This is a genomic window from Deltaproteobacteria bacterium (genome assembly GCA_016183235.1).
GTDB lineage: Bacteria > UBA10199 > UBA10199 > DSSB01 > JACPFA01 > JACPFA01.
The window spans coordinates 26,116-47,642 of record JACPFA010000001.1 but is presented as its reverse complement, the minus strand read 5'-3'; the positions used below and the strand labels follow the sequence as shown (position 1 = coordinate 47,642).

The 21,527-nt window shown below is 46.6% G+C and carries 17 protein-coding genes; 12 read left to right on the top strand and 5 right to left on the bottom strand.

The features are described from left to right. Positions 1-185: 185 nt before the first annotated feature. A complete protein-coding gene (locus HYU97_00195) occupies positions 186-1,070 on the bottom strand; it encodes a hypothetical protein (GenBank protein ID MBI2335172.1) in 885 nt (294 codons plus the stop codon). Positions 1,071-1,155: 85 nt separating this feature from the next. On the opposite strand from HYU97_00195, the gene HYU97_00190 reads away from it, so the two are divergent. The 3 genes from HYU97_00190 to HYU97_00180 all read left to right on the top strand — a co-directional run bounded on the left by HYU97_00190 (position 1,156) and on the right by HYU97_00180 (position 4,856). Then, positions 1,156-1,815 (top strand): hypothetical protein, encoded by a 660-nt coding sequence (locus HYU97_00190; protein ID MBI2335171.1) that lies wholly within the window; start codon positions 1,156-1,158, stop codon positions 1,813-1,815. A gap of 31 nt (positions 1,816-1,846) precedes the next feature. Then, complete coding sequence (locus tag HYU97_00185) at positions 1,847-2,785, top strand: hypothetical protein (GenBank protein ID MBI2335170.1); 939 nt, start codon at positions 1,847-1,849, stop codon at positions 2,783-2,785. Positions 2,786-2,969: 184 nt separating this feature from the next. Beyond that, complete coding sequence (locus HYU97_00180; protein MBI2335169.1) at positions 2,970-4,856, top strand: hypothetical protein; 1,887 nt, start codon at positions 2,970-2,972, stop codon at positions 4,854-4,856. Here the strand turns inward: HYU97_00180 and HYU97_00175 are convergent. Next, the gene (locus HYU97_00175) at positions 4,853-5,188 is read right to left on the bottom strand and encodes a hypothetical protein (GenBank protein ID MBI2335168.1); all 336 of its coding nucleotides are present in this window, start codon (positions 5,186-5,188) and stop codon (positions 4,853-4,855) included. The genes HYU97_00180 and HYU97_00175 overlap by 4 nt on opposite strands. Positions 5,189-5,378: 190 nt before the next feature. On the opposite strand from HYU97_00175, the gene queF reads away from it, so the two are divergent. Both queF and HYU97_00165 read left to right on the top strand, forming a co-directional pair. Further along, the gene (gene queF, locus HYU97_00170) at positions 5,379-5,741 is read left to right on the top strand and encodes an NADPH-dependent 7-cyano-7-deazaguanine reductase QueF (protein ID MBI2335167.1); all 363 of its coding nucleotides are present in this window, start codon (positions 5,379-5,381) and stop codon (positions 5,739-5,741) included. Between the two features lie 106 nt (positions 5,742-5,847). After that, positions 5,848-8,844, top strand: a complete 2,997-nt coding sequence (locus tag HYU97_00165; protein ID MBI2335166.1) for a hypothetical protein — start codon at positions 5,848-5,850, stop codon at positions 8,842-8,844. A 115-nt stretch (positions 8,845-8,959) separates the two neighbouring features. Here HYU97_00165 and HYU97_00160 read toward each other — a convergent pair whose 3' ends face one another. Both HYU97_00160 and HYU97_00155 read right to left on the bottom strand, forming a co-directional pair. Beyond that, positions 8,960-9,430, bottom strand: a complete 471-nt coding sequence (locus HYU97_00160) for a hypothetical protein (GenBank protein ID MBI2335165.1) — start codon at positions 9,428-9,430, stop codon at positions 8,960-8,962. A gap of 34 nt (positions 9,431-9,464) precedes the next feature. Continuing rightward, positions 9,465-10,430, bottom strand: a complete 966-nt coding sequence (locus tag HYU97_00155; GenBank protein MBI2335164.1) for a hypothetical protein — start codon at positions 10,428-10,430, stop codon at positions 9,465-9,467. Positions 10,431-10,470: 40 nt separating this feature from the next. Between HYU97_00155 and HYU97_00150 the strand changes: the two genes are divergently transcribed. From HYU97_00150 to HYU97_00135, 4 genes are all read left to right on the top strand, one after another. Continuing rightward, a complete protein-coding gene (locus tag HYU97_00150; GenBank protein MBI2335163.1) occupies positions 10,471-11,349 on the top strand; it encodes a carbon-nitrogen hydrolase in 879 nt (292 codons plus the stop codon). Positions 11,350-11,352: 3 nt separating this feature from the next. Beyond that, positions 11,353-12,384: an agmatine deiminase family protein gene (locus tag HYU97_00145; protein MBI2335162.1), complete on the top strand. Its 1,032-nt coding sequence runs from the start codon at positions 11,353-11,355 to the stop codon at positions 12,382-12,384. Between the two features lie 122 nt (positions 12,385-12,506). Continuing rightward, complete coding sequence (locus HYU97_00140) at positions 12,507-12,974, top strand: DUF4442 domain-containing protein (GenBank protein ID MBI2335161.1); 468 nt, start codon at positions 12,507-12,509, stop codon at positions 12,972-12,974. Between the two features lie 244 nt (positions 12,975-13,218). Beyond that, positions 13,219-14,664, top strand: a complete 1,446-nt coding sequence (locus HYU97_00135) for a right-handed parallel beta-helix repeat-containing protein (GenBank protein MBI2335160.1) — start codon at positions 13,219-13,221, stop codon at positions 14,662-14,664. On the opposite strand, the gene HYU97_00130 is transcribed toward HYU97_00135, so the two are convergent. After that, on the bottom strand, positions 14,611-15,642 hold the full coding sequence (locus HYU97_00130; GenBank protein MBI2335159.1) for a Fic family protein: 1,032 nt from the start codon (positions 15,640-15,642) through the stop codon (positions 14,611-14,613). The two genes, HYU97_00135 and HYU97_00130, sit on opposite strands and share 54 nt — an antisense overlap. A 135-nt stretch (positions 15,643-15,777) precedes the next feature. Here HYU97_00130 and HYU97_00125 point away from each other — a divergent pair, with 135 nt between their 5' ends. From HYU97_00125 to HYU97_00115, 3 genes are all read left to right on the top strand, one after another. Beyond that, positions 15,778-17,151, top strand: a complete 1,374-nt coding sequence (locus HYU97_00125; protein ID MBI2335158.1) for a hypothetical protein — start codon at positions 15,778-15,780, stop codon at positions 17,149-17,151. A 150-nt stretch (positions 17,152-17,301) separates the two neighbouring features. Then, positions 17,302-17,697, top strand: a complete 396-nt coding sequence (locus tag HYU97_00120) for a hypothetical protein (GenBank protein MBI2335157.1) — start codon at positions 17,302-17,304, stop codon at positions 17,695-17,697. A gap of 26 nt (positions 17,698-17,723) precedes the next feature. Then, entirely contained in the window at positions 17,724-21,455 is a 3,732-nt protein-coding gene (locus HYU97_00115; protein ID MBI2335156.1) for a peptidylprolyl isomerase, read from the top strand. Positions 21,456-21,527: the final 72 nt, after the last annotated feature.

The following is a 21,527-nucleotide window of genomic DNA, read 5'->3' as shown; positions in this document are numbered from 1 at the left end:
GTCGGCACTCCCTTCTCGGGGCACGGCAGCCCTCTTCAGACGCCAGAGGGCTGCCTCGGTTCTCAGCTCACGCTATCATAGGCTTTTAAGGTAAGTGAGCTTCCGAATGGCCCCGATAAGGGAGTTCCGACCTTTTTATATCGTTACAAATATTTTGATGAAGAGGGGCAGGTTTTAGATGTCCCTTAAGGCAAATATTTTTTCAACTCAAGTTGGGCGTTTTTGCCGAGGTTGATTTTGGTGGGAAATAGAAATGTTTTGCCCAAGCGCGGGCGGCTGATAATTTCGCCGCGGGCGTTGTATTCGGCGAAGACGTTTTCGTGTTCGGAGTTGAACAGAGAAGTTTCGGTAAATTTAATCAGCTGGCCCTTGCCATCGTAAGTGAGCGATTCGATCACCTTAGCTTGTCCCGCCTCTGAAATGGCTAGCGATATTTTTGTGATTTCTTTTAAAGAATATTGGGGGAAATTCTTTGGGGCTGCCCCATAAGTGAATTGAAATTGGAGTTGGTGGTAATCTTCGTTCAGCAAGGTTTTGCCTGCAATGCCAAACTGCACCCACTGAATTTCTTTTAATAAAAATTGATGCAAGGTGCGTTGATCAAGGTGAAATTCAATTCGGCCAAAGCGGTCGTAGCCTACGCAGAGGGAGGGTTGAAAGCGAAGATAATCCAAGAGATTTTCTAAAGGGTAATGGCAAGTGATAAAGGGGCCGGTGGTGGGAGGTTCTTTCCCGGTGGGTTTACTAAGATAAACTTGCCCATTTTTAATCTTGAATCGGTAGCGTTGAAAATGAGTGGTGATTCCCTCGGGGTGAAAGGGGGGAGGGCTGTGCCAAAAACGGTAAAAACAAAATAAGGTAAAAAGTAAGAAGGTCACTTCCAAAAAGGCTCGTAACCATTTTTTTGAAAACCAAAGAATTGCCAAAATGAATAAGGGGGCAAGGGTAGGGTAGAACAACCAAATGGGTTTTAGGCCGCGATAGTAATAATTTTTGATGAATAGAATGGCACTAACTAGCGTAATAATGCAAAGTAGCGAGGTGGCGAGGTATTTTAAAACTTTTTTCATGGGTTGCAATCCCCTCTATAATTTTATAACCCCTTCTTGTCATTGCGAGCGTAGCGAAGCAATCTTATTTTAGTTCGAGGTTGTCATGATGAAACGCTTATTTTCAGTTTGTTTGGTGCTGGTTGTTAATCTTAGCTTAGCCCAAGCCCAAGTGCCCGAGCGTAAGGTTTTAGAAAGTGTCATTCAATTTGATCCCACCGTGGGGGTTCAAACCAAGTTTCAAGGGGGCAGTGGTAATACCGTCGATAACGAATCTTATAAAATTCAGTTAACCCTCATGTGGTATGCCAATGTGTTGCATCGTTTGGGCACTTCAGAATCGGCTAATAAACTACGCGACGAAGTTCAAAAAGGCGTGCAAACCATTGCCAGCGAAAAAGGCTTGTTGAGGGCCAATCTTTTGGAAAAAAGTATTTTTATCAAAAATGTCCAAAGTAAGGGGCTTAAAACTTGGACGGGGGTGTTGTGGACCCTAGAAGGCAAGGGGACAGTTCTGGATTTCCCCATTGGGCCTGAAGATATTGAAATGTATGGGCCGGCCAGTGCCATTGCCGTGATTCATGAAAATACCCGTAGTTTAAGTGAAAATGGTTTGAGGTTGTTAGTATTGGCCTTGGGGGGTATGAATAAGTGGTATCGTGAACAGGGTAGTAGTACCGATCAGCAAAGCATTGTTAAGGCCACCGCCTATGGCTTATCGATGGCTTCAGATATCGTACAAAAACTAGCTGGAACCCAGCCCTAAAATCGACTATCATCAGTAATCGGAGGTAAACGTGCAAATCAAATTAATTTTTTTAAGTCTGTTAGTCAGCTTGGTTTTTGCGTCTCAGGTTAATGCGCAAGTTACCGTAATTTCTGGTGAGCAAATCAAGCCCGAAAATGGCAATCAGCAAAAATCCACCCAAAAATCTACCAACTCGCAAACAGTTCGCAAAAAATCCGTTAAAAAAGTTCGAGTTATAAAAGGTGATGTCGACAAAGATTTAACCGTCGTGGCCCTACAGTCGATCAATACGGGGATTTCAAAGGTGGGAGAAGAGGTGTATTTTGAAGCGGCCGAATCCGAAGGTGGGATTAGCAAAGGCACTTTATTAAGAGGCAAGCTAGCATCGTTTGGTGAATCCAAAAAGAATCGGTTGATTGAAATTCAATTACAAGAAGCTTGGGTGGGTGGGCGTTCGTTAGTGCTCGATGGCAAGATTAAAGCTATGCCAACGGCCAAGGGTTCGCAGCTGAGTCTGTTGGTGGGCGAAAAATTTACGGCTAAACTCACCCCCGGCTCAATAAAAAAGGGTGGGGCAGGCCTTGAACCGCGGGCAAAAATCAAAAAAGGCAAATTGTTAAAAGAACCTGTGTTTGCTGAAGTAACCGGTAATGGCCTCGAGGCCAATTTGGCCAAGGGCAAAGCCAAGGGGGATCTGCTGGTATTGATCGAGGCGCCCAAGGGCCAGGATTTAAAGATCTTTAGAAAAGATGCCCCCATTTCCATTATTAAAGTCAATGAACAAGCGCTGCCCCAAGAGATTGTATCTTCCAATAAGATCAAAACCGGGGATCGTAATGGCAATGGGGTGGCCGATATGCGTTTTAGCTTTCCGGCCTGGCAAACTTTAAAGTACTTACCCCGCGGGGCTTCCAAAATTACCATTCAAGGTGATTTGGCCAATGGTGGGGTCTTTTTGACCACCGCCACTATTAAAGCCCACTATTAGTTGCTGTATAAAAATAACGAATTTTTACATATTTTAGCTAATAGGTGTTATTTAAAAAAACAAAGAAACATTATTTGACCCCTAGCGATAACAGGCCGTATCATGGGTCATCAGGGCTTAGCCTGGCGTGAATGGATGCCGGATCTAAGTCCGGGATCCATAATGTTAGGATGGTGGCATATTAATGGTGCGTTCAGTTGAAGTTAAAATAGACAGCATTCCCTTGCCCGCAGCGGCCTGTTTTCAAGATCGTGGGGATTGTGTTTATGAAATTCCCCTCAAATTACCCAATCGCAAGGAAGTTGAAAAATTTGCCTTCAAACGGCAAGGCGATCGTTTTGTGGCGGTCGATGCAGACAAAGCTAAGGCGCTGCTTCCGGAAGACCTTCAGGCTATTGAGTTAACCCTCCAGATTGCCAATAAATTTTTTATAGGTAGAAATAATGTTACTAGAGGGCGTGTGCAATCTATGTTTGAGATTGCAGACTATGTGGTGAATAACTATCCCACCCAAGCCGGGCAAAAAATTCCGGAAGTTGAATTACTTGCTGATTTTATCCATAAATTAACCAACAATCCTGCCAAGGCGGCACTTGACACTATGGTGTTAGGTGGTTTGGAATCAGCACGTACCTTGCCTTTAAGTAAGGAACAATTATGGCGAATTGATTTTGTTAAAGGGGCTTATCATTTTGTGGGACCTGCTGAAAGGGGCATCAATGGCCTTGTAGATCTACAAGATCAAGGTATGGTTTTTGATTATGCCAGGCATTTTCCCGAGGATACTCAAGATAAAAAAAAGGCTATTGCCCAATTCAAAAGCTGGATTGGGGGCCAAGTTGATGACGGAGCGGCTACCTGGTTAACAAAAAGAGCCGAGGTTTTTTATGATATTCGTAGGATGTATGATTATGGGGTCGACCGCTTGGCCCATGCGTATTTGGGTGAGGGTGTTGTTTATGACGAGGCTTTTATTCAGGGTTATCGATCGTTCGTTGTGTTGGAAGAAAAGTCAGGTGATAGTAGCCCCTATTTTGGGGCAGTTCCCGCTGATGCGGAGAAAGATCCTAGGAAGTTAGAAAGGGGTTACTGCAATTTGCTTCGCAATATGTATAAAGAGTTGGCTCTTCCCAAAAGCAAGGAATACCAAGCGGCCTTAGGTAGTGGGTTGGGTGATGAATTAGCCAGTTACCGTTGTGAAAACGCAACCAGCATTCTTAAGTTAGAAGGAGATTGGACACCTCTTGCCCGTTCGATGCATTGGAATTGGCTAACTCCGGAAGTTCGAGCTGCTATTGCTGAACAAGAAACCCGCAATCAAGTTTTGGGAGTGGTTACTAAACCCATCGAAGAACTCTATGGCGATAATGGTGATCCTTCGCCCATGAAGGCCGTAGTAGCGAGTTTTGCGAAGGCCGTTCAGTTAAAAAAAGAAGATGGAGAGAAAAAATTATTTCTGTCGGCCAAGGCAGTGCAAGCCACGGGTGCCTCGATTTTGCAAAATGCCCCCCGAACCACCAAACGTCACTATGAGATCGCATTGCGGGCCTTTTTGGAATATTTGCTGATTGCAAGTGAAGCTGAAAAAAAATACTTTGTGTTAGAAGCTGGGCAGATCGTTACGTACACGTTAGAGCTAGAAGATACTGGGCCCATTGAAGATATTATTGAACAGCAAAAGGGTTTGGCCGCAAGAAGTCAAACCATGACCCATACGGTGGCACCCATCACTGAAGCAGTTATCGCTGTTGCAGGTGTCGTCTTACTCGTCAATGGCTTTGCCAATGAAGATTCTGACATGCAATATGCGGGAGGTGCTTTGGCAGGAGCGGGTGTTGGAGGACTAACCGCATTTGTCTCCGATGAGGGTATCCCCGGTGTAGGAGTTGGTTTTCAATGGTCCGATAATGATTGGGTACCGCACCTTACCGGGCTTTCCTTAGGTGCTGGCCTAGGTTTAGGCACTATTTGTCTCGTGAGAGAGTGTTACAAGCAAGACAATACAGGCAGGCAGGGAGAGAGTCCACCTGACCCCGCCCAACGCAATTGGTCACACGACTTTGGTCCTTAATAAGAATACCCGCCTAAAATATCAACCGTATCCTGAACATTTCGCAAATTATCTCTAATATAATTTTTCAAATTTTGTTGCAGCCCAGTCGCGTTGGGTCGACCCATGTTGAGTTGACCTGACCCCTGGTTGTAAAGATAAGGGTTGTTGTAAGGATTGCTGCCGTAGCCAGAATAGGGTGGGGTGTAACCGGAGTTATAATAATAGTTATAGTAAGGCTGCTCGCCGATATTTAAAATCCCTTGTTCGTCTTGAGCCATGGCGGGTTGGAACGCCAGGCACACGCTCGATAACACAATGACAGAAATAAGTTTTTTAACTAAGGTTTTCATAAGACTCCCTTCGCTTATTATAGTGACCCGGTTTGGGCTTGCAAGGTTAAATCCTAATAGGATATTGGCTTAACGATGTCATATGTGGATCCCGGGTCCCCGGATCAAGTCCGGGGACCCGGGATCCATGCATGACGGTATTGCGTCGTCCCGGGCTTGACCCGGGATCCATATATGACATGAAAATGATATGCCTTCACATCCATCTAAAAACCTAGAAGCCTTTCCCAACCCAAAACCCAGCAGGGATTACGAAATCAACTTCGAATGCCCCGAATTTACGTGTTTGTGCCCCAAAACTGGGCAGCCCGATTTTGCGACGATTTACATTAGCTATATTCCGGATGAACTTTGTGTGGAGTTGAAGTCGCTCAAGCTTTATTTATGGGCTTATCGTAACGAAGGTGCCTTTCATGAGGCGGTGGTGAATCAAATTTTGGATGATTTAGTGGCGGCAGTGAAGCCGCGGGTCATAGAGGTGACCGGTGATTTTCTCGTGCGGGGAGGCATTCACACCGTGGTGAAGGCAAATTACAAAAAAGCAGTCTCATGACGCGGCGCATTATAAGAATTCAAGTTAATTATTAGCAACCTCAAGTGCAGGCAAGCGATAGAAGTTTCATCTTACAAAATAATCACAAGCCTTTTTTCGAGGAACCATGGCACCACCGGCAACGACGGGTGTTCAGGGGGTGGGGAGCGCAGCAGCGACTGTAGAGACTGTAACTTGGCGACGAGCAGGTCGTGCTCGTGCAGGTGCCGGGTCTGCAGCTCGTTCGCCAGCCAGCAAACCTCCTTTTGCATTGCGTGTCTTAGATGGTCACCCCGTGTTTGTGGTGGTGAACCCAACGGCTCAAGCGGGGCGGGTTGCTAGTGAGATCCCGCATATTAGGTCTGCATTCCGGAGTACCGGGGCGGAATTTTCTTTATTTTCCGAAAATATTCCAGATGCAACGAATCGAGCCAGAAGAATTGGGGAAGAATTTTTAGCCTTTAGGGCAAGGCACAATGGTTCAGGCCCCATCACCGTTGTTGTAGTTGGTGGCGATGGCACGCTTGATTTTGTGCAATCAGCGGTCACGAGAACCATCCTTGGAGAAGGCAATGGCATGGGTGGCGATCCTGCTGAAGTGAGTCGACGTCTTAAGGGGGCCGTGCAATTTGTCTACACCAAACATGGCACGGCATCGGATTTAGCGGTTTTGGTGGGTGCATCATCGACGGCCCCTGATATTCCACAGGCCATTGCCGCAGGTGTCCCGATTGGGCGACTCCAGCCGGTTTTGGAAGGTGTGGGCACGGTGAGCCATTCGGTGGCTTTTGGTTACGGGGCCCAATTGTTTAAATGGGTGGAGGAAGAAAAGGCTCGTACGGGTAAAAAGACTCTTGGGACATTTATGAAATATGTCCCAAAGACCATCAGAGTAGCCTTGAGCCAAGGTGGTTTTGATGTGGAGTTGACGGTGGATGGCCAGACCGTGGTTGACCCCAAAACAAAACAAACTCGGTTTACGGTGGGCACGATTTTAGGCACGAGCAGCCCCATTATTGGTGGTGTGGTGGGGGCGCCAGGGCCCTTTGATCATTTCCGTTTGATTTTGGTACAGCCAACGTTACGTGGGGTGGCTAGCGTGGTCGAAGGTTTTGCCCGTGGTTTGGGCAATACCATAGGGGTCAAGATTGAAGATCTTTTGCGTAAAGTATTGGGTAATAAAGTGGGGGATTGGGCAAGAAGCATTGGGGTGCATCGCATCGGCATCGATTTAACGGCACCCAATCATCGGCCGCTTATTGTGCCCAAGCATCTCAATATCGCCATCAAACCTGGGCAAGAGGTGGCCTTGACATTCTTTCATCGGGACAAGCCCAACCGCTTGCAACGGTTCTTAGCTAAACGAGGGCATATTACTTTAACTCCCGGTGCACCGTTGGAGGTCGCTACGATTGCCAATGGTGATGTCGTTTCCGATGTGCGACGGGCCGTGATTAAACTCCCTGCCCATCATGTGCCGGTGCTGGCCACCCCCGATTCCATGGCGGTTCGTTTTGACCGAGCCTCTGCTTTGGTTGAAGGTAGGTTGCCCGTTGAAGGTAGGTTGCCCCAAACTTCCGATGCTGATTTGGTGCAGAGTCGCTTAGGCCCCGATGGCCAGCCCAAAGTCGTGCGCAGTTCTAAGGCTACCACGCCTGTAGGGCGTGTGGATGCAATTCCCGTGGGTGGAAGATCCGAAGGAGACATCCGGCGAGTAAGCTCGCCTTATTTATCAGTGCCTCGGTTGAATCAAGTTGCACAAGGGCTAGGGGTAGATCCAAGGCAAAGTCATTTGCTTTTAGGCCACCACGCAGGGCTGCAACGAGTGGAAGATTTGGCTAAAATTGCCGAGGGATCCCATGGCCAACCTTTAAGCGTTGAGGCATTGCAAAAATTAGATATGCCCTCTCGCTTTCCCCAAAACACTCTGCTCAATCGATTGAATACGCAAAGCGGTTCTTTGGTGTTGGGATTAACTAGCATGGTGGTGGCTCCACACGTGGCGAAATCCATTGGGCTAGATCCCGTTCGAGATCGCGAATTGAGTTATGGTGTTACTGTCACGGGTATTGAGGTTGGCCGCCAAGTAGGGGGCAAAGTTTTGGAGGTTTTAGATAATCGCTTTGCCCATCGGCCTTATGCCTTTGTTACCCAAGAAGTGGCAAAAGTTTACCGTGAATCCTTCGTGCGTTATACCTTTCATGCGCCGAGGAATTTACCCGTCGATGTTTGGCGGGCCAGCACTTACGGCCTTACCGTGGGGGATGGGTTAAAAGGTGTGGCCAGGCTCCCCGTGCGAGCGACGGTGGCCATGGGGCATGGCATCTTTTGGGGGCGCTTAGCAGAGTTAGGTTTAACCAGGGCAGGGCTTGGTGATTCTGAAAAGGCGGTGATGGCCATGGGGGCGGCTTATACCGTGCCCATGTTTGCTCAATTGCTAGATACCGAAAGCAGGCTCTATCGTTTCTTATATTCTAAGCCCATGAATTTTATGGCCAAGGTTTCGGGCTGGGCCATGGTGGGTGATTTGGCTTTTTCAGGGATGCTGCGAATGGCAGCAGGTAGCGAAACTATCGCTCTTTCCCACCGTGCCAGCACCTTGCGTGAAACCGAGGGTGAACGTTCTTGGCTAAGCGATGCGACTCATTTCTTGGCCCCCACCGTAGGGGACTTTTTCGATAGCCATAACCTCGTGGGTGAAGAAAATGAGTACATGCAAAGGGCAAAGGCAGAGGCCAAGGCCCAATTAGAAAAAATACAAAAAGATTATCCCGCGGCTATGCGACAATTTGCCGAAGTTTTAAAAGCGGAGCCTGTAGAATTTTGGTCGCAAAAAATAACTTTAACTTCGCTCGAACAACGCATTCAACTGTGGTTAGAAACCGCCTCTGACACAAGCAACCCCGAAGCCCTGGTGCAGGGCATTATCCAGGCCTTTCCCCATGATGACTTGAGACCCAAAGAAGTGGTGAAGAGTTATGTAAAGATTAGGGCCTATGAATTGCAACATCGTTTGGTTGCGATGACAGCGGGGCCCTTTTATGCAGAAAGTTTTCTCGCGAACATCTTCGACCCACAAGGTCGAGTTAGTTCGCGAGAAAACTTAAAGGCATGGATTTTGTAAGAAGTGTCATTGCAGAGTCAGCAATGACACTTCTGTCATTGCGAGCGTCTGCGAAGCAATCTCAGCCTATTTGTATAAGATTGCTTCGTCGCAAAGCTCCTCGCAATGACATTGTTTAAATATTAAACGTCTCAGCGTAGCCGAATCTCCAGCTATCCCCTTCTTTAAAAACCTTACAAGGAATAACCGCACCGTTGGAGGTGTTGAAGTTAATCAACCCTTCATTGGCTGACGAAGATTGCACGCTAAAAGAAGCGCCCTTCACCATTTCTTCGGTTTTGCTGGTGTCGCGAAAGGCCTTCCAAAAACCATTTTGGATGGGCAAGTCATTTTTGTCGAACATGGCCCGGATTTTTTCTTTATCCATCGATTCTTCTTTAGCGACTTCTTCGATGAATCGATCTTGAGTGTGTTTGGAAAGAGATTTCCAAGCAATATCGAATTTTTGATCTGACACCGCCTTAAAAAACCCTTCTACCGGAGCTTCCGGTTTGTCATAGGTGAGTTTGTTGCCAGCCTTGCCCCCACAAGCATATGTGAAAATCACAAGCACAACGGGTAGAGCATAAACTAAGTATTTTTTCATAATACCCTCTTTTAAAGTTAGAGTTAATAAAGTCTTACATATGAACCTTAAAATCATCTTTGGCAAGTCCCAATTTTTCGTTCAATTGGGCTACTAAGTTGATGTTTTGGTCCATGAGTTCGGTTTCTAAATAAACGAGATAATCTTCTAAAAAAGTTTCGAGCGAATATTTATTTTCTTCACCGGCCAATTGGTCGAACAATTCCCGGTACCGCGGGTTGCCAAACTCCGATTCTAGCCACAAAATCATGGCCTCTACAAAACGGGTGCCAATGATCATGGAGTTGCGCAACACTTTGTTGATATTAAAATCTTTTTCGATGCTGTAAAAAAAGTCGACAAATGAGCTTTGGGTGATGAGGTCATAACCCATGCTGATGTAGTCACGCTTTTTCCCGCCGCTAGTGTGAGTTGATACATAAACGGTTTTGGTAAAAACTTCGGAAGAGGCCGAGAGGTAATTTTCTTCCGAATGATTCAAGGCAATATTTTTACCAAATAAAATAGAATGAATGATGGGTGAAATACCCAATTCGCGATTGCCCGAAATAAAATCGAGGTAGGTGACCCCCACCGTTTTTTCCACCACATTTAAAACTTCGGCAAAAGGGGAGAGGTGTTTTAAATTAACCGCGTCAATTTCGGTTTCTTTGCCGAAAAGATCTTCGGGGAGCACATCGCTAATGGGTCTTTTAAATTGGCTGCCCACGCGGGCGAGCATGTCGAGGATTTCTTGATGGGGGATTACATTGTAAAGGCCGGCAATATTTAAAAATTTGTCGCGGATCAGGCTGCGCTGCATGGGTTGGACGTTCCAAGAAAAGAAGCGGTACAAATCGGCCTCTAAATGGCTCATGAAACGGTCTTTGGCCTCTTGAAACTTAACCCCGGAAACATCTTTGATATTCAACACGAGTTGGGCTAAAAGGCTTTGTTCTTCAGGAGAAAGCAGGCTATGTTTTTTACGGATTTGATCGAGAATTTCAGCTTCTTTTTCCATAGGGCTTTTATATAGCATAAATTGTACCAAGGAGACCACTATGGTGGCAAATAAAGAAATAACGCGGGTTGGGTTGATTCAAATGAGTTGCAGCCCCAAACCCAAAGAAAATTTAGACAAAGCCATGAGCCTATTAACCCAAGCCGTTGAAAAGGGGGCCAAGGTGATAAGTCTACCCGAATTATTTGCTACCCAATATTTTTGTCAAAAAGAAGAACAGCGGAATTTTGAATTTGCCGAAACAATCCCAGGGCCTACAACTCAAGCTTTAAGCGCGTTTGCGGTTCAACATAAGGTGGTAGTGATAGCGCCGCTTTTTGAAAAACGAGGCAAAGGGGTTTATCATAATAGTGCGGTGGTTTTAGGGCCCGATGGTAAAATTTTGTCGCATTATCGCAAAATGCATATCCCCGACGACCCCCTCTTTTATGAAAAATACTATTTTGCCGGGGGCGATTTGGGTTTTTTGGCCGTGGCTACACCGGTTGCCAAATTGGGGGTGCTCATTTGTTGGGACCAATGGTTTCCCGAGGGGGCGAGGCTAACCGCTTTAAAAGGGGCTGATATTCTATTTTATCCCACGGCTATTGGTTGGATTTCGGAAGATGACAAACCCACCCAGATCGCTCAACACGAGGCCTGGGAGACCATGCAGCGTTCTCACGCCATTGCCAATGGGGTGTTTGTGGTGGCCGTTAATCGGGTGGGGAAAGAAGGTGAAATTCAGTTTTGGGGTTCTTCGTTTGTGGCCGATCCCATAGGTCGCGTGATCAAACGGGCCTATGCCGACAAAGAAGAAGTGTTAGTGGTCGATTGCGATTTAAGTTTGATCGAACATACTCGCCAACAATGGCCGTTTCTGCGGGATCGGCGGGTAGATGCTTATGAAGGCTTAACCGCGCGTTATCTGGATAAATAATCAATGCCGAATCAATCTCTAACTTTTCATATGCCCGCCGAGTGGGAACCACATAAAGCCACCTGGCTCGCCTGGCCTTTTAATATCGAAACTTGGCCAGAAAAATATTTAGCCGAGGTGCAAGATATTTGGTGGCAAATGATCCAGCATTTAAGTTTGGGTGAAGAGGTTCATGTTTTGGCAAATGATCGTTCTCTCGTGGACAGCACACTTCTGTCATTGCGAGCGTCCGCGAAGCAATCTCAAATTCATTTTCATCAAATTCTCACCAACGATGCCTGGATCCGCGACTACGGGCCCATTTTTGTGCAAGGTCCCCACGGCAAAACAATTTTAGATTTTGGTTTTAATCGCTGGGGCGGTAAATACCCCGATTGGCAATTAGACAACCAGGTTCCAAGCCAAGTATCATCTTTATTAGGTTTGCCAAGGGTCGATGGCCAAATGATTTTAGAAGGTGGGTCGATTGAAGTGAATGGTAAAGGGTTTTTGCTCACCACCGAACAATGTTTGCTCAACCCCAACCGTAACCCTCAATTAAGCAAAGCAGCAATTGAAACTCGGTTAAAGAATTTTTTTGGAGCAAATACTATTGGTTGGTTGCCTGCGGGCATTGCAGGTGACGATACCGATGGGCACATCGATGACCTGGCACGGTTTGTTAATGCCAGCACTATTATAGCCGTGGCAGAAGAAGACCCTAGCGATGAAAATTATAAAATCTTACAAGAAAATTTGCGGGTATTAAAATCTTTGCGAGATGTAAACGGTAAACCCTTTGAAATTGTAACCTTGCCCATGCCCGCTCCGATCGAAGATCCCTTTGTGAAGGGTAGGTTGCCTGCGAGTTATGCTAATTTTTACATTGGCAATGCAGTGGTGTTGGCACCAATCTTCAATGATAAAAATGATGAAAGGGTTTTAACAACGTTACGCAAGTTTTTTCCCACCCGCGAAGTGATAGGAATCAATTGCTCAAAAGTTGTGGTTGGGTTAGGGGCCTTTCATTGCGTCACTCAACAGGAGCCTATTTAGGCGAACGGGCCCGGCCCCGGGTCTTCCCCCAGCAGTGCTCGTCTGCAAAGCAGACTCCGCGCTGGTGGGGGGCCCCCTACCCGGGTCACCCGTTCGCCTCAAATATTAGAGGAGAAAATTTTATGGCCAATTTAAGACAAACCTTAGAACTCTGGGGGTTTGCGATACGTAAAATCCCGCTGCTTTTTATTTTAAGGCCGCGCATTGTAGAGATCAACGCTAAGCGTTGCGAAGTGGTCATCCCCCATAATTTTTTAACCCGCAATCATTTGGGTTCTATGTACTTCGGCGCGCTTGCGATTGGCGCTGATTGCGCGGGCGGCTTGTTTGCAGTAGCGGCCATTAAGGCCAGCCAAAAAAACGTGGTTTTTATTTTTAAAGATTTCACGGCTGAGTTTTTGAAAAGGCCCGAAAGCGATGTTCACTTTATTTGCGAAGACGGAACCAAAATAAAACAAGCCGTGGCCAAGGCCATCAAAACCAAAGAGCGCGTGAATGTCACCACCAAGATTTTAGCCTTTGCCCCCAAAACCAGTGGCGAGGCCCCGGTCGCCAAATTTGATCTCACCGTATCGCTTAAGTTGAAATAGATTTGTCTGGTTTGCCATCCTTGGTTTGTTGAAAAATGTGCTTTCTGTCATCCCTGCGGAGGCAGGGGCGGGAATGACATTTTTCAACACACCCATCCCACCTTATATTCATTCTAAAATAAGCATGTATAGATATTGTGCCTTAAAAAGCCCCAGTTTTTAACTAGCTGAAATTATTCGATAATTTTATTTTAAATATGGGTATAATTTTTGCACCATCCCTCTTGGTAGAACAGGGGGGATTATGCGGTTTTTACATGCTACATTCTTTTTTATCATTACCTATTTTTTGATTTTGCCGGTGGCCGGGGCTTGGGGTATTTATCATTCAGGTTCTATTACCCTCAGCACTACTTGCACCTCGTTTAACCCCGTCAACACAACGGTGTTTGCGGAAGGCCTTGCTGGGCCAGGTGGCGATGGTAGTTATTTCAACCCCTATGGTAGTTTGGCCGAAGTCATCGATCGTTTGGCGCAAAACCCCATCGTTGATACAGTTTGCCTAAAAGGTACTTTTACCGAGGCCTTGTCATTACCCTATGACATTCAAACCACGAGTTTAGCGGTTTTGGGCTACCAAGGTGGGGCAACGATTGATGCCAATGGTGCAAGTTATGCCCTGTCGAGTTCGGCTTATTCTAATTTACAAAATTTAACCATCCGCGCTTTGACCTTACAGGGTTTTTCTTATGCGGGTGTTTCTATTCACGATTTAGATACGTTGGTTGCGGATACTATTACCATCGATGCAAGCGGTGCCTCTTATGGGATCTACCTTTATGGAGTTGAAGAGGTTACCCTCAAAAAAATCACCCTTGCCCATTCAAGCTATGCCGCTATTTCAGGCCAGGATTTAGGAAAATTTTCAATTGCGACGAGTTCATTGTCTGATGTTGGCCATTATGCGGTTACTTTAAATTATACCGATGAGGCCACGGTGCAAACGAGCCAATTTGCAGGTTATGATTACACAGGCCTTGATCTTGAAGCAGACAGTGTAACCTTAAATCGCAATACCTTATCCGGGTCAGGTCATTATCATGGGCTTAAAATTCATGGTGCCACGTCTACTTTGATCACCAACAATTTTGTATTAGATCACACGGTTTCTGGGGTTGATGTGGGCGAGGCAGAAGGTTCGGTTTATCTATTTAACAACAGTTTTTCTAACAACAAGGTTGCGGCAAAATTAAATGGTGGGGGCCCTCACGCCCTTTATCCCATTGCTTATAACAATATTTTTTATTCCAACGATTCTCAAAGTGCTTATGATGAGAATGCCTTTCATGCCAACACCGAAGCCAGTGAAGAGAGCAATTTTCTTTTATCCACATTGTCTTCCCCCACCGATAATCCTGATTTACTTCTTACCTCCGATTACAATCTCTTTTATGGTGCAGTTACCGTCGATAATGCCAGTCCCATTACTTTTAGTACTTGGCAGACCTGGGGTTATGATGCCCACTCTTTAACCGGCAACCCCTTGTTTGCTTCAACCTCAAATCTTCATATCAAGAATGGTTCCCCCGCCATTGACAAGGGCCTTAATTTGAGCCTTTGGGTGCCTCAAGATATCGATGGCCAAAGCCGCACCACCCTCTTGGATATTGGGGCTGATGAAAAGGGGAAGTCCCCTTCAACCTTTAAGTTTATAGTGGGTGGCTCTGCCTTTGCCAAAACGTTCGATTAATCCCATTTCTAGGAGTTTTTTAAAATCGAGGGCTCGGGTGGCTTTTGCTCGCTTGGTGAGTTTAGAGTATTGCGGGTCGGTGATGAATCCTTGGTTTTTAATAAAATCTAAAATTTTCTGATGATGACGTTGCAAGGTGGTGGCAGGCGATAAGTTCTCTAATTCAAGTTCTTTTTTAACTCTCAACAATTCGTCGATGATTCCATCGGTAAAATATTCTAGCCATTCTGTAAAATCGATAGCTTTTTCGAGTTCATAATAGTTCCCCAATAACCCTACTTTTTGAAAATAGGTGCTTACCTTTTGATTATAATAATTTTCAAAGCTGAAAAGCTTAAAAGTGTTAACTCCCATTTCTGCCAAAATTGTTTTGGTAGCCAGGCGTGCGGTTCTGCCATTGCCATCGACAAAGGGGTGGATGATGACAAACTGCTTGTGAAAAATCCCAGCTAAAATGAGCGGGTCAATTTTCCCTTTTTGGATATGCAAAAATTCTAGTAGTTCGTTCATGAATCGTGACATATCTTGATGATCAGGTGGTAGATAAACAAGCTGCCCACTCTTGGGTTCATTCACAAAAACCGGTTCGTTTCTTAATTTTCCCCACCGCTGATTTTCGATTAACTTTTCGGTGATTTGCTTTTGAATATTGCATATTAAATCAAGGTTGATATTCAATTGCCCAGCATCGATTTTTTTATTCAGTTCTTCCAAGGCATGGTTATAGTTTAAAACCTCGCGCTCCGTATTTCGAATATGGGCAGGCCTGGTTTTAAGAAGCCTTTTTACATCGGTTAGAGGGAGAGGATTGCCCTCGATACTTGTTGAGGCATAAGTCGACAAGGAAGCAGCCTTTTTTTCAAATTTCATTAAAACCGTATGAGGCAATGAACGATGGTTTAGATCAGAGATAATCGAGGTTATCTTTTTGATATTACTTAATAATAAGTTTGTAATCGTGAACTTAGGCTCAAACATATTCGTCTAAATTTAGACTATAATTAGACGATTGTAAAGGTGAAAAGAAAGAGCCCTTAATTAAGCGCAACTTTTTTGTTAGGAAAGCGAGAAACGCGCCATACATCAAATTGGGGGTGAGAAGGAGCTTAAGCCATGGCTAGTGGACCAGGAGGGGTGCGAGGAAAAGGCAGGGGGGGTGAACAAGGGCGAGTGGGTGGTGAGGGTACGCCAAAAGATCCTAAGGTTGGTGAAGAAAGAGAGTCTAGGTCTCGTTCGGGAGAAGCTGGAAGAATTGCGGCTGTGAAAGCTGGAGCGGCGGCTGTGGTGGCCGATGCAGTCAAAACCGTTGGGGCTATAGATTGGTTGCGCTTGCTTGCTGGCCATGGAAAGCCTCAATCCGTCGATATATCAAACCGCTCTGATGTTGGTATGGTGTATGAAGCCGGCCAAGCGTTGGGTGGGCTTTTTGGTCGCATTGGGGTGAGCCCCTTGATTGACCGCCTTGGATTATCCAGGCTAGCTTTTCTTCGTCCAAGGTCTGCTTGGAACATGGATTCGTTTGCTGATTGGAACATGGATTCGTTTGCTGAGTTAAGTGGGTTGGACCTCATAATCAAAATAGAGCCTGACTTCGGAACCTTTAATGCTTTGGAATTCTCGCAATCCGGCGACTCTATTCGGCAAATCTATGCGCCGTTTGCCAAACTGCCCGATGGTCTTTATGAAGCAGATAATTATTACGTAAGAATCATCACGAGACCCTCTTTAAGGGGTGTTGTTCCAAGAGAGATCTCCATTTGGGATAACACAACACATTCTTTGATAGCTCCTCAAAAGATAACCCCAACTTTTTTGAACAATTTGGCCGGTGATATTGGTGCTCACCGTTACCGCGTTTATACCCCCTTAGAGGCTTTGCATGGCTCGCTTTATGAGCTGCTTATGGAAGTGCCTGCTAGAGAGCTCCCGCCGGTAGTGCAAGGGATATGGATGTTTATGGGACTCCCCGTAGTTACTCCTCCAGGGGTTGTTCTTTTAGAATATTCTTTACAGCAAATGTCAGGGGGCAAGATGGATGCGCTGGTTACAATGGCAGAACTTAGGGGGAATGGTTTTGGAGTAGCTGCGATTGAACTTTCTTCCGGTACTGTTCCAAGCGAGACGACGGGTGTGCCGGTTGTTGAGATGGTACGCAGTTCGAAGGTTTCTGCTAATAAATCAACCGACTTTGTTTTAGCCCAGTTAGGTGGAGCAGGGTTCAAGGTGAGGTTGAATTATGAGTTTTTTCTTGAGTTAGATGGTTTTGCCTATAATGTGCTGATTGTCTTGCCTGATGGTCATGAGGCAACCCTTACCCGTTTCACAACTGGAAGATCCCCTACTTCAGCGCCATTTCCATTTACTGGCCCCCTTCAATTGAATGCTCCTCTCATCGTAGGCGACACTTTGCAGGTCAGTGATGGCAGCAAAACCTACGAGCTTTTTGTGGGTAAAGGCGGGCATTATACTGTAAAACTTTTGCCTTGAGTAAAAGCTTGCTAAGCTGAATTTTCCATTCATTTCATATAAGTAGGCTGTTTTACGTATTATAAACAATATATGCGTAAAAATATGGCAATTTATTTAATTTTGATACGATAAGTGCGTAGGGGTTATTTTTTTAAAAAGGGGTTTGATATGCCACCACCAAGAGCAGTTAGGGAAGCAGTTGCACGGGTATTCCCATTCCAGCGGCCGGGAGAAGAAATTAAAAAGGGCGAAGAAAGGCGAACTGGGGTTATTCCGGGCAAAGCAGAACTCTTGCCAGAACTACGTCGGTTGGCAACCTTTGTGGTCGAAGAGAGTCATTTGGCCCACCGCGCCTTTGACAGGCTTGCACTATTTTCTAAGTGGCTCAATACACGTTTTCCTCCTCGCCCCGATAACCCCGATTATGTTTTTTATCCGGCAAGAACGGCGCCCGTTCAAACTGCTGAACCAGCAAACACGGTTCCTTTATTTCCAGGTCAAGCGGATGCTGTTGAGGCAGCGGCAGAGCTTGTGAGGGATGGCGGTGATAAGGGTGATTGGTAAGTTGTTGGTAGAAGGGAAGGGGATATATGGGAAGGCCAGGGGAAGTAACACCAAAAATTGATGCAGGCGCTAATTTCGCCGTAGGTGATGCTGGCATTGCCGAAGTGCCACCGACAAACTTAGCGGCACCCGTGGCAGCGCCGGATATGGCCGGGGATTTTCAAGAATTGCAGCAACTAATCAGCGGCCAACCGCCGGTGGTGTTGGGGGACCCTGCCCAAATTCTCCAAGAAGACCTTGCCCTCGCCCAAAAATTCCAAGATTTAATCTTGCAAGCACCCGCGTGGCCTGAGGCTTTAGATCAGCAACAAAGGGCACTTAATAGTGCATTAAGTGAACTGGCGGGCCTTGGCCAAGAATTGATGTCGGCTGATTTTCAAAACTTACCCCGTGATGCGCAAGAACAGGCCGCTCAAAGCCAATATCGCCAAGACCTAGAGGTCAGGGCCGTGGTTTTGCAAAAAAAAGTCGAGGACCTGCAACAAGAAATCTTACAAGCCTTGAGCAAAAACCCCGATTTTCAAGAACATAATCAAGTCATTGCCGTGTTTTCGCAAGCTTTGATTTACTATACCCATTTTCAATCGTATGATCGGGCTGATTTTTCGCATCAAGGTTTGGCCAAAGTACTGGCCCGTGAATTAGGCAAGCTCATGGTATCGGCAGATACCGCGGGTTTGCAGGGTTGGTTGAAAAAGGCAAGCCTTGCCAAAAACGTTTTGGATCAATTGTCGCAATTGCCTGATCGCTTGAAAAAGCTCATCGATGAGCAAGAGGCTCAAGCTATCCTGGGCTTGATGGAAAATGTTGCCGAAGGTCTTAAAGTTTCTGGGGAAGCCACACTCGACAAGCCTTTAAAAGATAAGATAACCGATGCTGTATTGTATTTTCAGGCCCTCCAAACCTATGGCGAACTTGAGGAATTGCGCGTTTATGTTAGGTTTGCCCCTTGGCTTGAACCGCTTATCAATCAAGGTTTGCATGAACTGAGACAAGCCATGTTAGTTTCGCACGAAGCCAACCTTGGTTGGGCTGATACCATTGTGCGTTGGCAAGAGGTGCCAGGTCATGTAAAGGTTTTCTTAGTGCAACGAGAAGCTTTGTTGCAGGCCCGTGGCACTTTGAAAGCTATGTGGAATGAGTCTATTGCTGCCCAATGGGATGAGGTCGATGATGGCTCCCATGATTTGCCTTTAAGCTTTGAAATTTTTCGTGGGGGTAAAGAGGCCGAAGGTAAGCTCAATAAAATCGAACGGGCCTTGCAAAAAGTCATCACCGATCATGGCCAAAACCCCTTGACCTCTGAAATCCCTAACAAGTTGGCACGGGTTTACCGTTGGGAAGTGTTTGTGGGCTTGTCTTCTAATGTTAGCCCCGTTATTAAGGTATTAGCCAATGTCAATTCAACCTTGCCCGAAATTCCCCTTCAACCCACCCCCGAGTGGTTAGAAAACGTTTTGAAAACGATGGCCAGCGATTTTGCTGAGGGAGGGGCGTATTTTCAAGGCCTCATCCAGGCTCATGCCAATTCAGAAGAAACAACATCGGCGGCACCCAACCCGTTGCGAGAAATCTTGTGGAAGTTGAAAACATTGGAAGAGTCGATTGAACAACTCCATGCAACGCAGATGTCATTGCAAGTGCCCACCTCTGGCGGACACCCACGTCATCCCGGCCTTGAGCCGGGATCCATGATGGCCGAAATATTCTCAGATCCCGAGTTAAACCCAGCCTTGGTTCTTGAAGAGCTTCATCAAAATTTGCGCCACCAGTATGGAGAAGCTTTGGTGGAATATCTTATTCAAACCGCTGACAGCCTCGATGCCCGCTTGCGTGACGAATCAGATATTTCATTCACCCGGCGCCGGGCAGGCCTTTCTAGCCTTTATGGTTTAAGAGAATATTTACGCCACGAGGCGGCCGATCTTTTAGGCCAAGCCCCGGAAACGCTTGATATTAAAGTGCTAGCGATGGAACGCCAAAAGGCCAAAGCCAAAAAACAAGACCCGCTAGGCCATGCTTTAAACCATCTTGATTATTATATCAGCAAGGCGGTGGGTGCAACCGCGCTTAGTTTAGAAGAGTATGATCAAAAAAAGCAAGGCCTACCACCCCCTGGAATTAAAAAATTATCGCTTTTAAAACCCGATGACATGATCAATGCCATCTTAGGCGCAGCCCATGCTGCTGATTGGCGAGAGGATTTGTTAAACCGAATGCCCTTGGCTAAGTTAGGCTTTGTGAACTTTATTCGCCAGCCCGGGTTAATTTTAGATTATCTTGAACAAAAAGAGGATTTAGCCCAAGAGCTTTGGCAGGTGCGCCACTATTTAGACTTGCAAGCTGCGGCTGAACCTGACCCACCGTATCGCTTTGAGCTCGATGATTCCTTGAGTTTAAGTGTCGCTCAAACTCAGGCCATCTACGCACGCATCGAGCAATTTGATTTTTGGAACCGATGGAGCGATGGCTATGTGGGGGTGCAGAGTTTAGAACGATCCTTGGCTGACATGGGTGAATTAGAAGGTAGCGTGCTTGATGGCCAGGCCTTTGTGCCGCGGGCCTATCACTTGCGACGGCGTTTGCAAGAGATTGCCAAACTCATCGGTGAGGGCCGGATGGAAGAGGCGCAAAATTTATGGGTTGCTTTTCAAAAGCGACGCCATAGTTTGGCAAAAGAGCATGATCGCATTCAAGCCAGCAACGAACGGCAAGAATTTGCCGTTACCGTCGTGCTGATTTTAGGTTCCAGCTTTTTTGCGCCAGGGGTCGGTGCGGTGTTGTTGCGCGGAGGTTCGTTTTTAGGCAGGATGGCGCTTGGAGCAGCACGAGTGTTGCCGGGTGCAACCCGGGTGGGTAGCTATGCGGTGCGCGGTTGGCGCGCTGGAGCGGCTACTTCGGTGGGTCGAGCAGCTCGCTGGCTTACGACAACAAGGCATTTTACCACGCCTGCTGAAGCTTTAAGTCATTCGTTAGCCTTTCATCTGTTAGAAAAAGGCGGCACCGTTGCCTTTAATGAGATGGGCCTCACCAACCGCCCCTTGTTCAACTCTCATTTAAGCGTGGGGCAAAATATAACTCACTTTGTTTATGATGTGGTGGCCTTTAACCCCATGTTACGCACCCTGGGGGCAGCCGATCGCTTGGCCCTGCGCATGATGCCAGCCATGCTGCGTAACGCGCGCTTTCCTACCATGGCCGAACATTTTGGTGGTTATGCCGAACGTTATATCGCTAAACCGGGCTTTAGAACCTTTGCCCACTCCACTGGCCAGTTGGCAAAAGGTTTTGCCACCTACTCGCGAGATGCAGGCCTCTGGCTCTTGCCATACGGCACGCGCTTGGGTGCAGAGTACACCGCCTTTAACGGTTGGTGGGGCGTGAACGATGTTGGTTTGCAATCAGGTCTGATGCTGGCCACCGGCGAGTTGGAAAATTTAGATGATGTGGTGGGTCACCTGGCCTATCAATTGAGCGCCGAAAATTTGGGCCATGTGGCCTATGACAACGCGGCATTGGTGTTGGGGTTGAAAGGTGGTGGCACTGGCGCTCGCTATGTGGCTAGCAAAGCCACGTCTCATACCAACTATCGGGCCAGGGTTGCGCAAGCCGATTTGGAATGGCGCTATGAAAAGCTTTACCAAGAATTTAGCAAAGTGCGTGCGACCCTCGATACCCAAGATCCACTCAATCGTAACCCTGAGCTTTTACGTCGCTGGATGACCTTGCGCGACGAATTGCGGCCCCTTGCGTCGTAAGCTCTGTCATTGCGAGGAGTCTGCGACGAAGCAATCTACTCGATTTAACCGGTGAGATTGCTTCGCCCGTTG

Excerpts from the sequence above, each read along its gene's own strand:
- queF (MBI2335167.1), top strand. The coding sequence starts at position 5,379 with ATGCCTTCACATCCATCTAAAAACCTAGAAGCCTTTCCCAACCCAAAA.
- HYU97_00140 (MBI2335161.1), top strand. The coding sequence starts at position 12,507 with ATGGCCAATTTAAGACAAACCTTAGAACTCTGGGGGTTTGCGATACGT.
- HYU97_00135 (MBI2335160.1), top strand. The coding sequence starts at position 13,219 with ATGCGGTTTTTACATGCTACATTCTTTTTTATCATTACCTATTTTTTG.
- HYU97_00190 (MBI2335171.1), top strand. The coding sequence starts at position 1,156 with ATGATGAAACGCTTATTTTCAGTTTGTTTGGTGCTGGTTGTTAATCTT.
- HYU97_00155 (MBI2335164.1), bottom strand. The coding sequence starts at position 10,430 with ATGGAAAAAGAAGCTGAAATTCTCGATCAAATCCGTAAAAAACATAGC.
- HYU97_00180 (MBI2335169.1), top strand. The coding sequence starts at position 2,970 with ATGGTGCGTTCAGTTGAAGTTAAAATAGACAGCATTCCCTTGCCCGCA.
- HYU97_00160 (MBI2335165.1), bottom strand. The coding sequence starts at position 9,430 with ATGAAAAAATACTTAGTTTATGCTCTACCCGTTGTGCTTGTGATTTTC.
- HYU97_00150 (MBI2335163.1), top strand. The coding sequence starts at position 10,471 with ATGGTGGCAAATAAAGAAATAACGCGGGTTGGGTTGATTCAAATGAGT.
- HYU97_00145 (MBI2335162.1), top strand. The coding sequence starts at position 11,353 with ATGCCGAATCAATCTCTAACTTTTCATATGCCCGCCGAGTGGGAACCA.
- HYU97_00195 (MBI2335172.1), bottom strand. The coding sequence starts at position 1,070 with ATGAAAAAAGTTTTAAAATACCTCGCCACCTCGCTACTTTGCATTATT.
- HYU97_00120 (MBI2335157.1), top strand. The coding sequence starts at position 17,302 with ATGCCACCACCAAGAGCAGTTAGGGAAGCAGTTGCACGGGTATTCCCA.
- HYU97_00175 (MBI2335168.1), bottom strand. The coding sequence starts at position 5,188 with ATGAAAACCTTAGTTAAAAAACTTATTTCTGTCATTGTGTTATCGAGC.
- HYU97_00115 (MBI2335156.1), top strand. The coding sequence starts at position 17,724 with ATGGGAAGGCCAGGGGAAGTAACACCAAAAATTGATGCAGGCGCTAAT.
- HYU97_00125 (MBI2335158.1), top strand. The coding sequence starts at position 15,778 with ATGGCTAGTGGACCAGGAGGGGTGCGAGGAAAAGGCAGGGGGGGTGAA.
- HYU97_00130 (MBI2335159.1), bottom strand. The coding sequence starts at position 15,642 with ATGTTTGAGCCTAAGTTCACGATTACAAACTTATTATTAAGTAATATC.
- HYU97_00165 (MBI2335166.1), top strand. The coding sequence starts at position 5,848 with ATGGCACCACCGGCAACGACGGGTGTTCAGGGGGTGGGGAGCGCAGCA.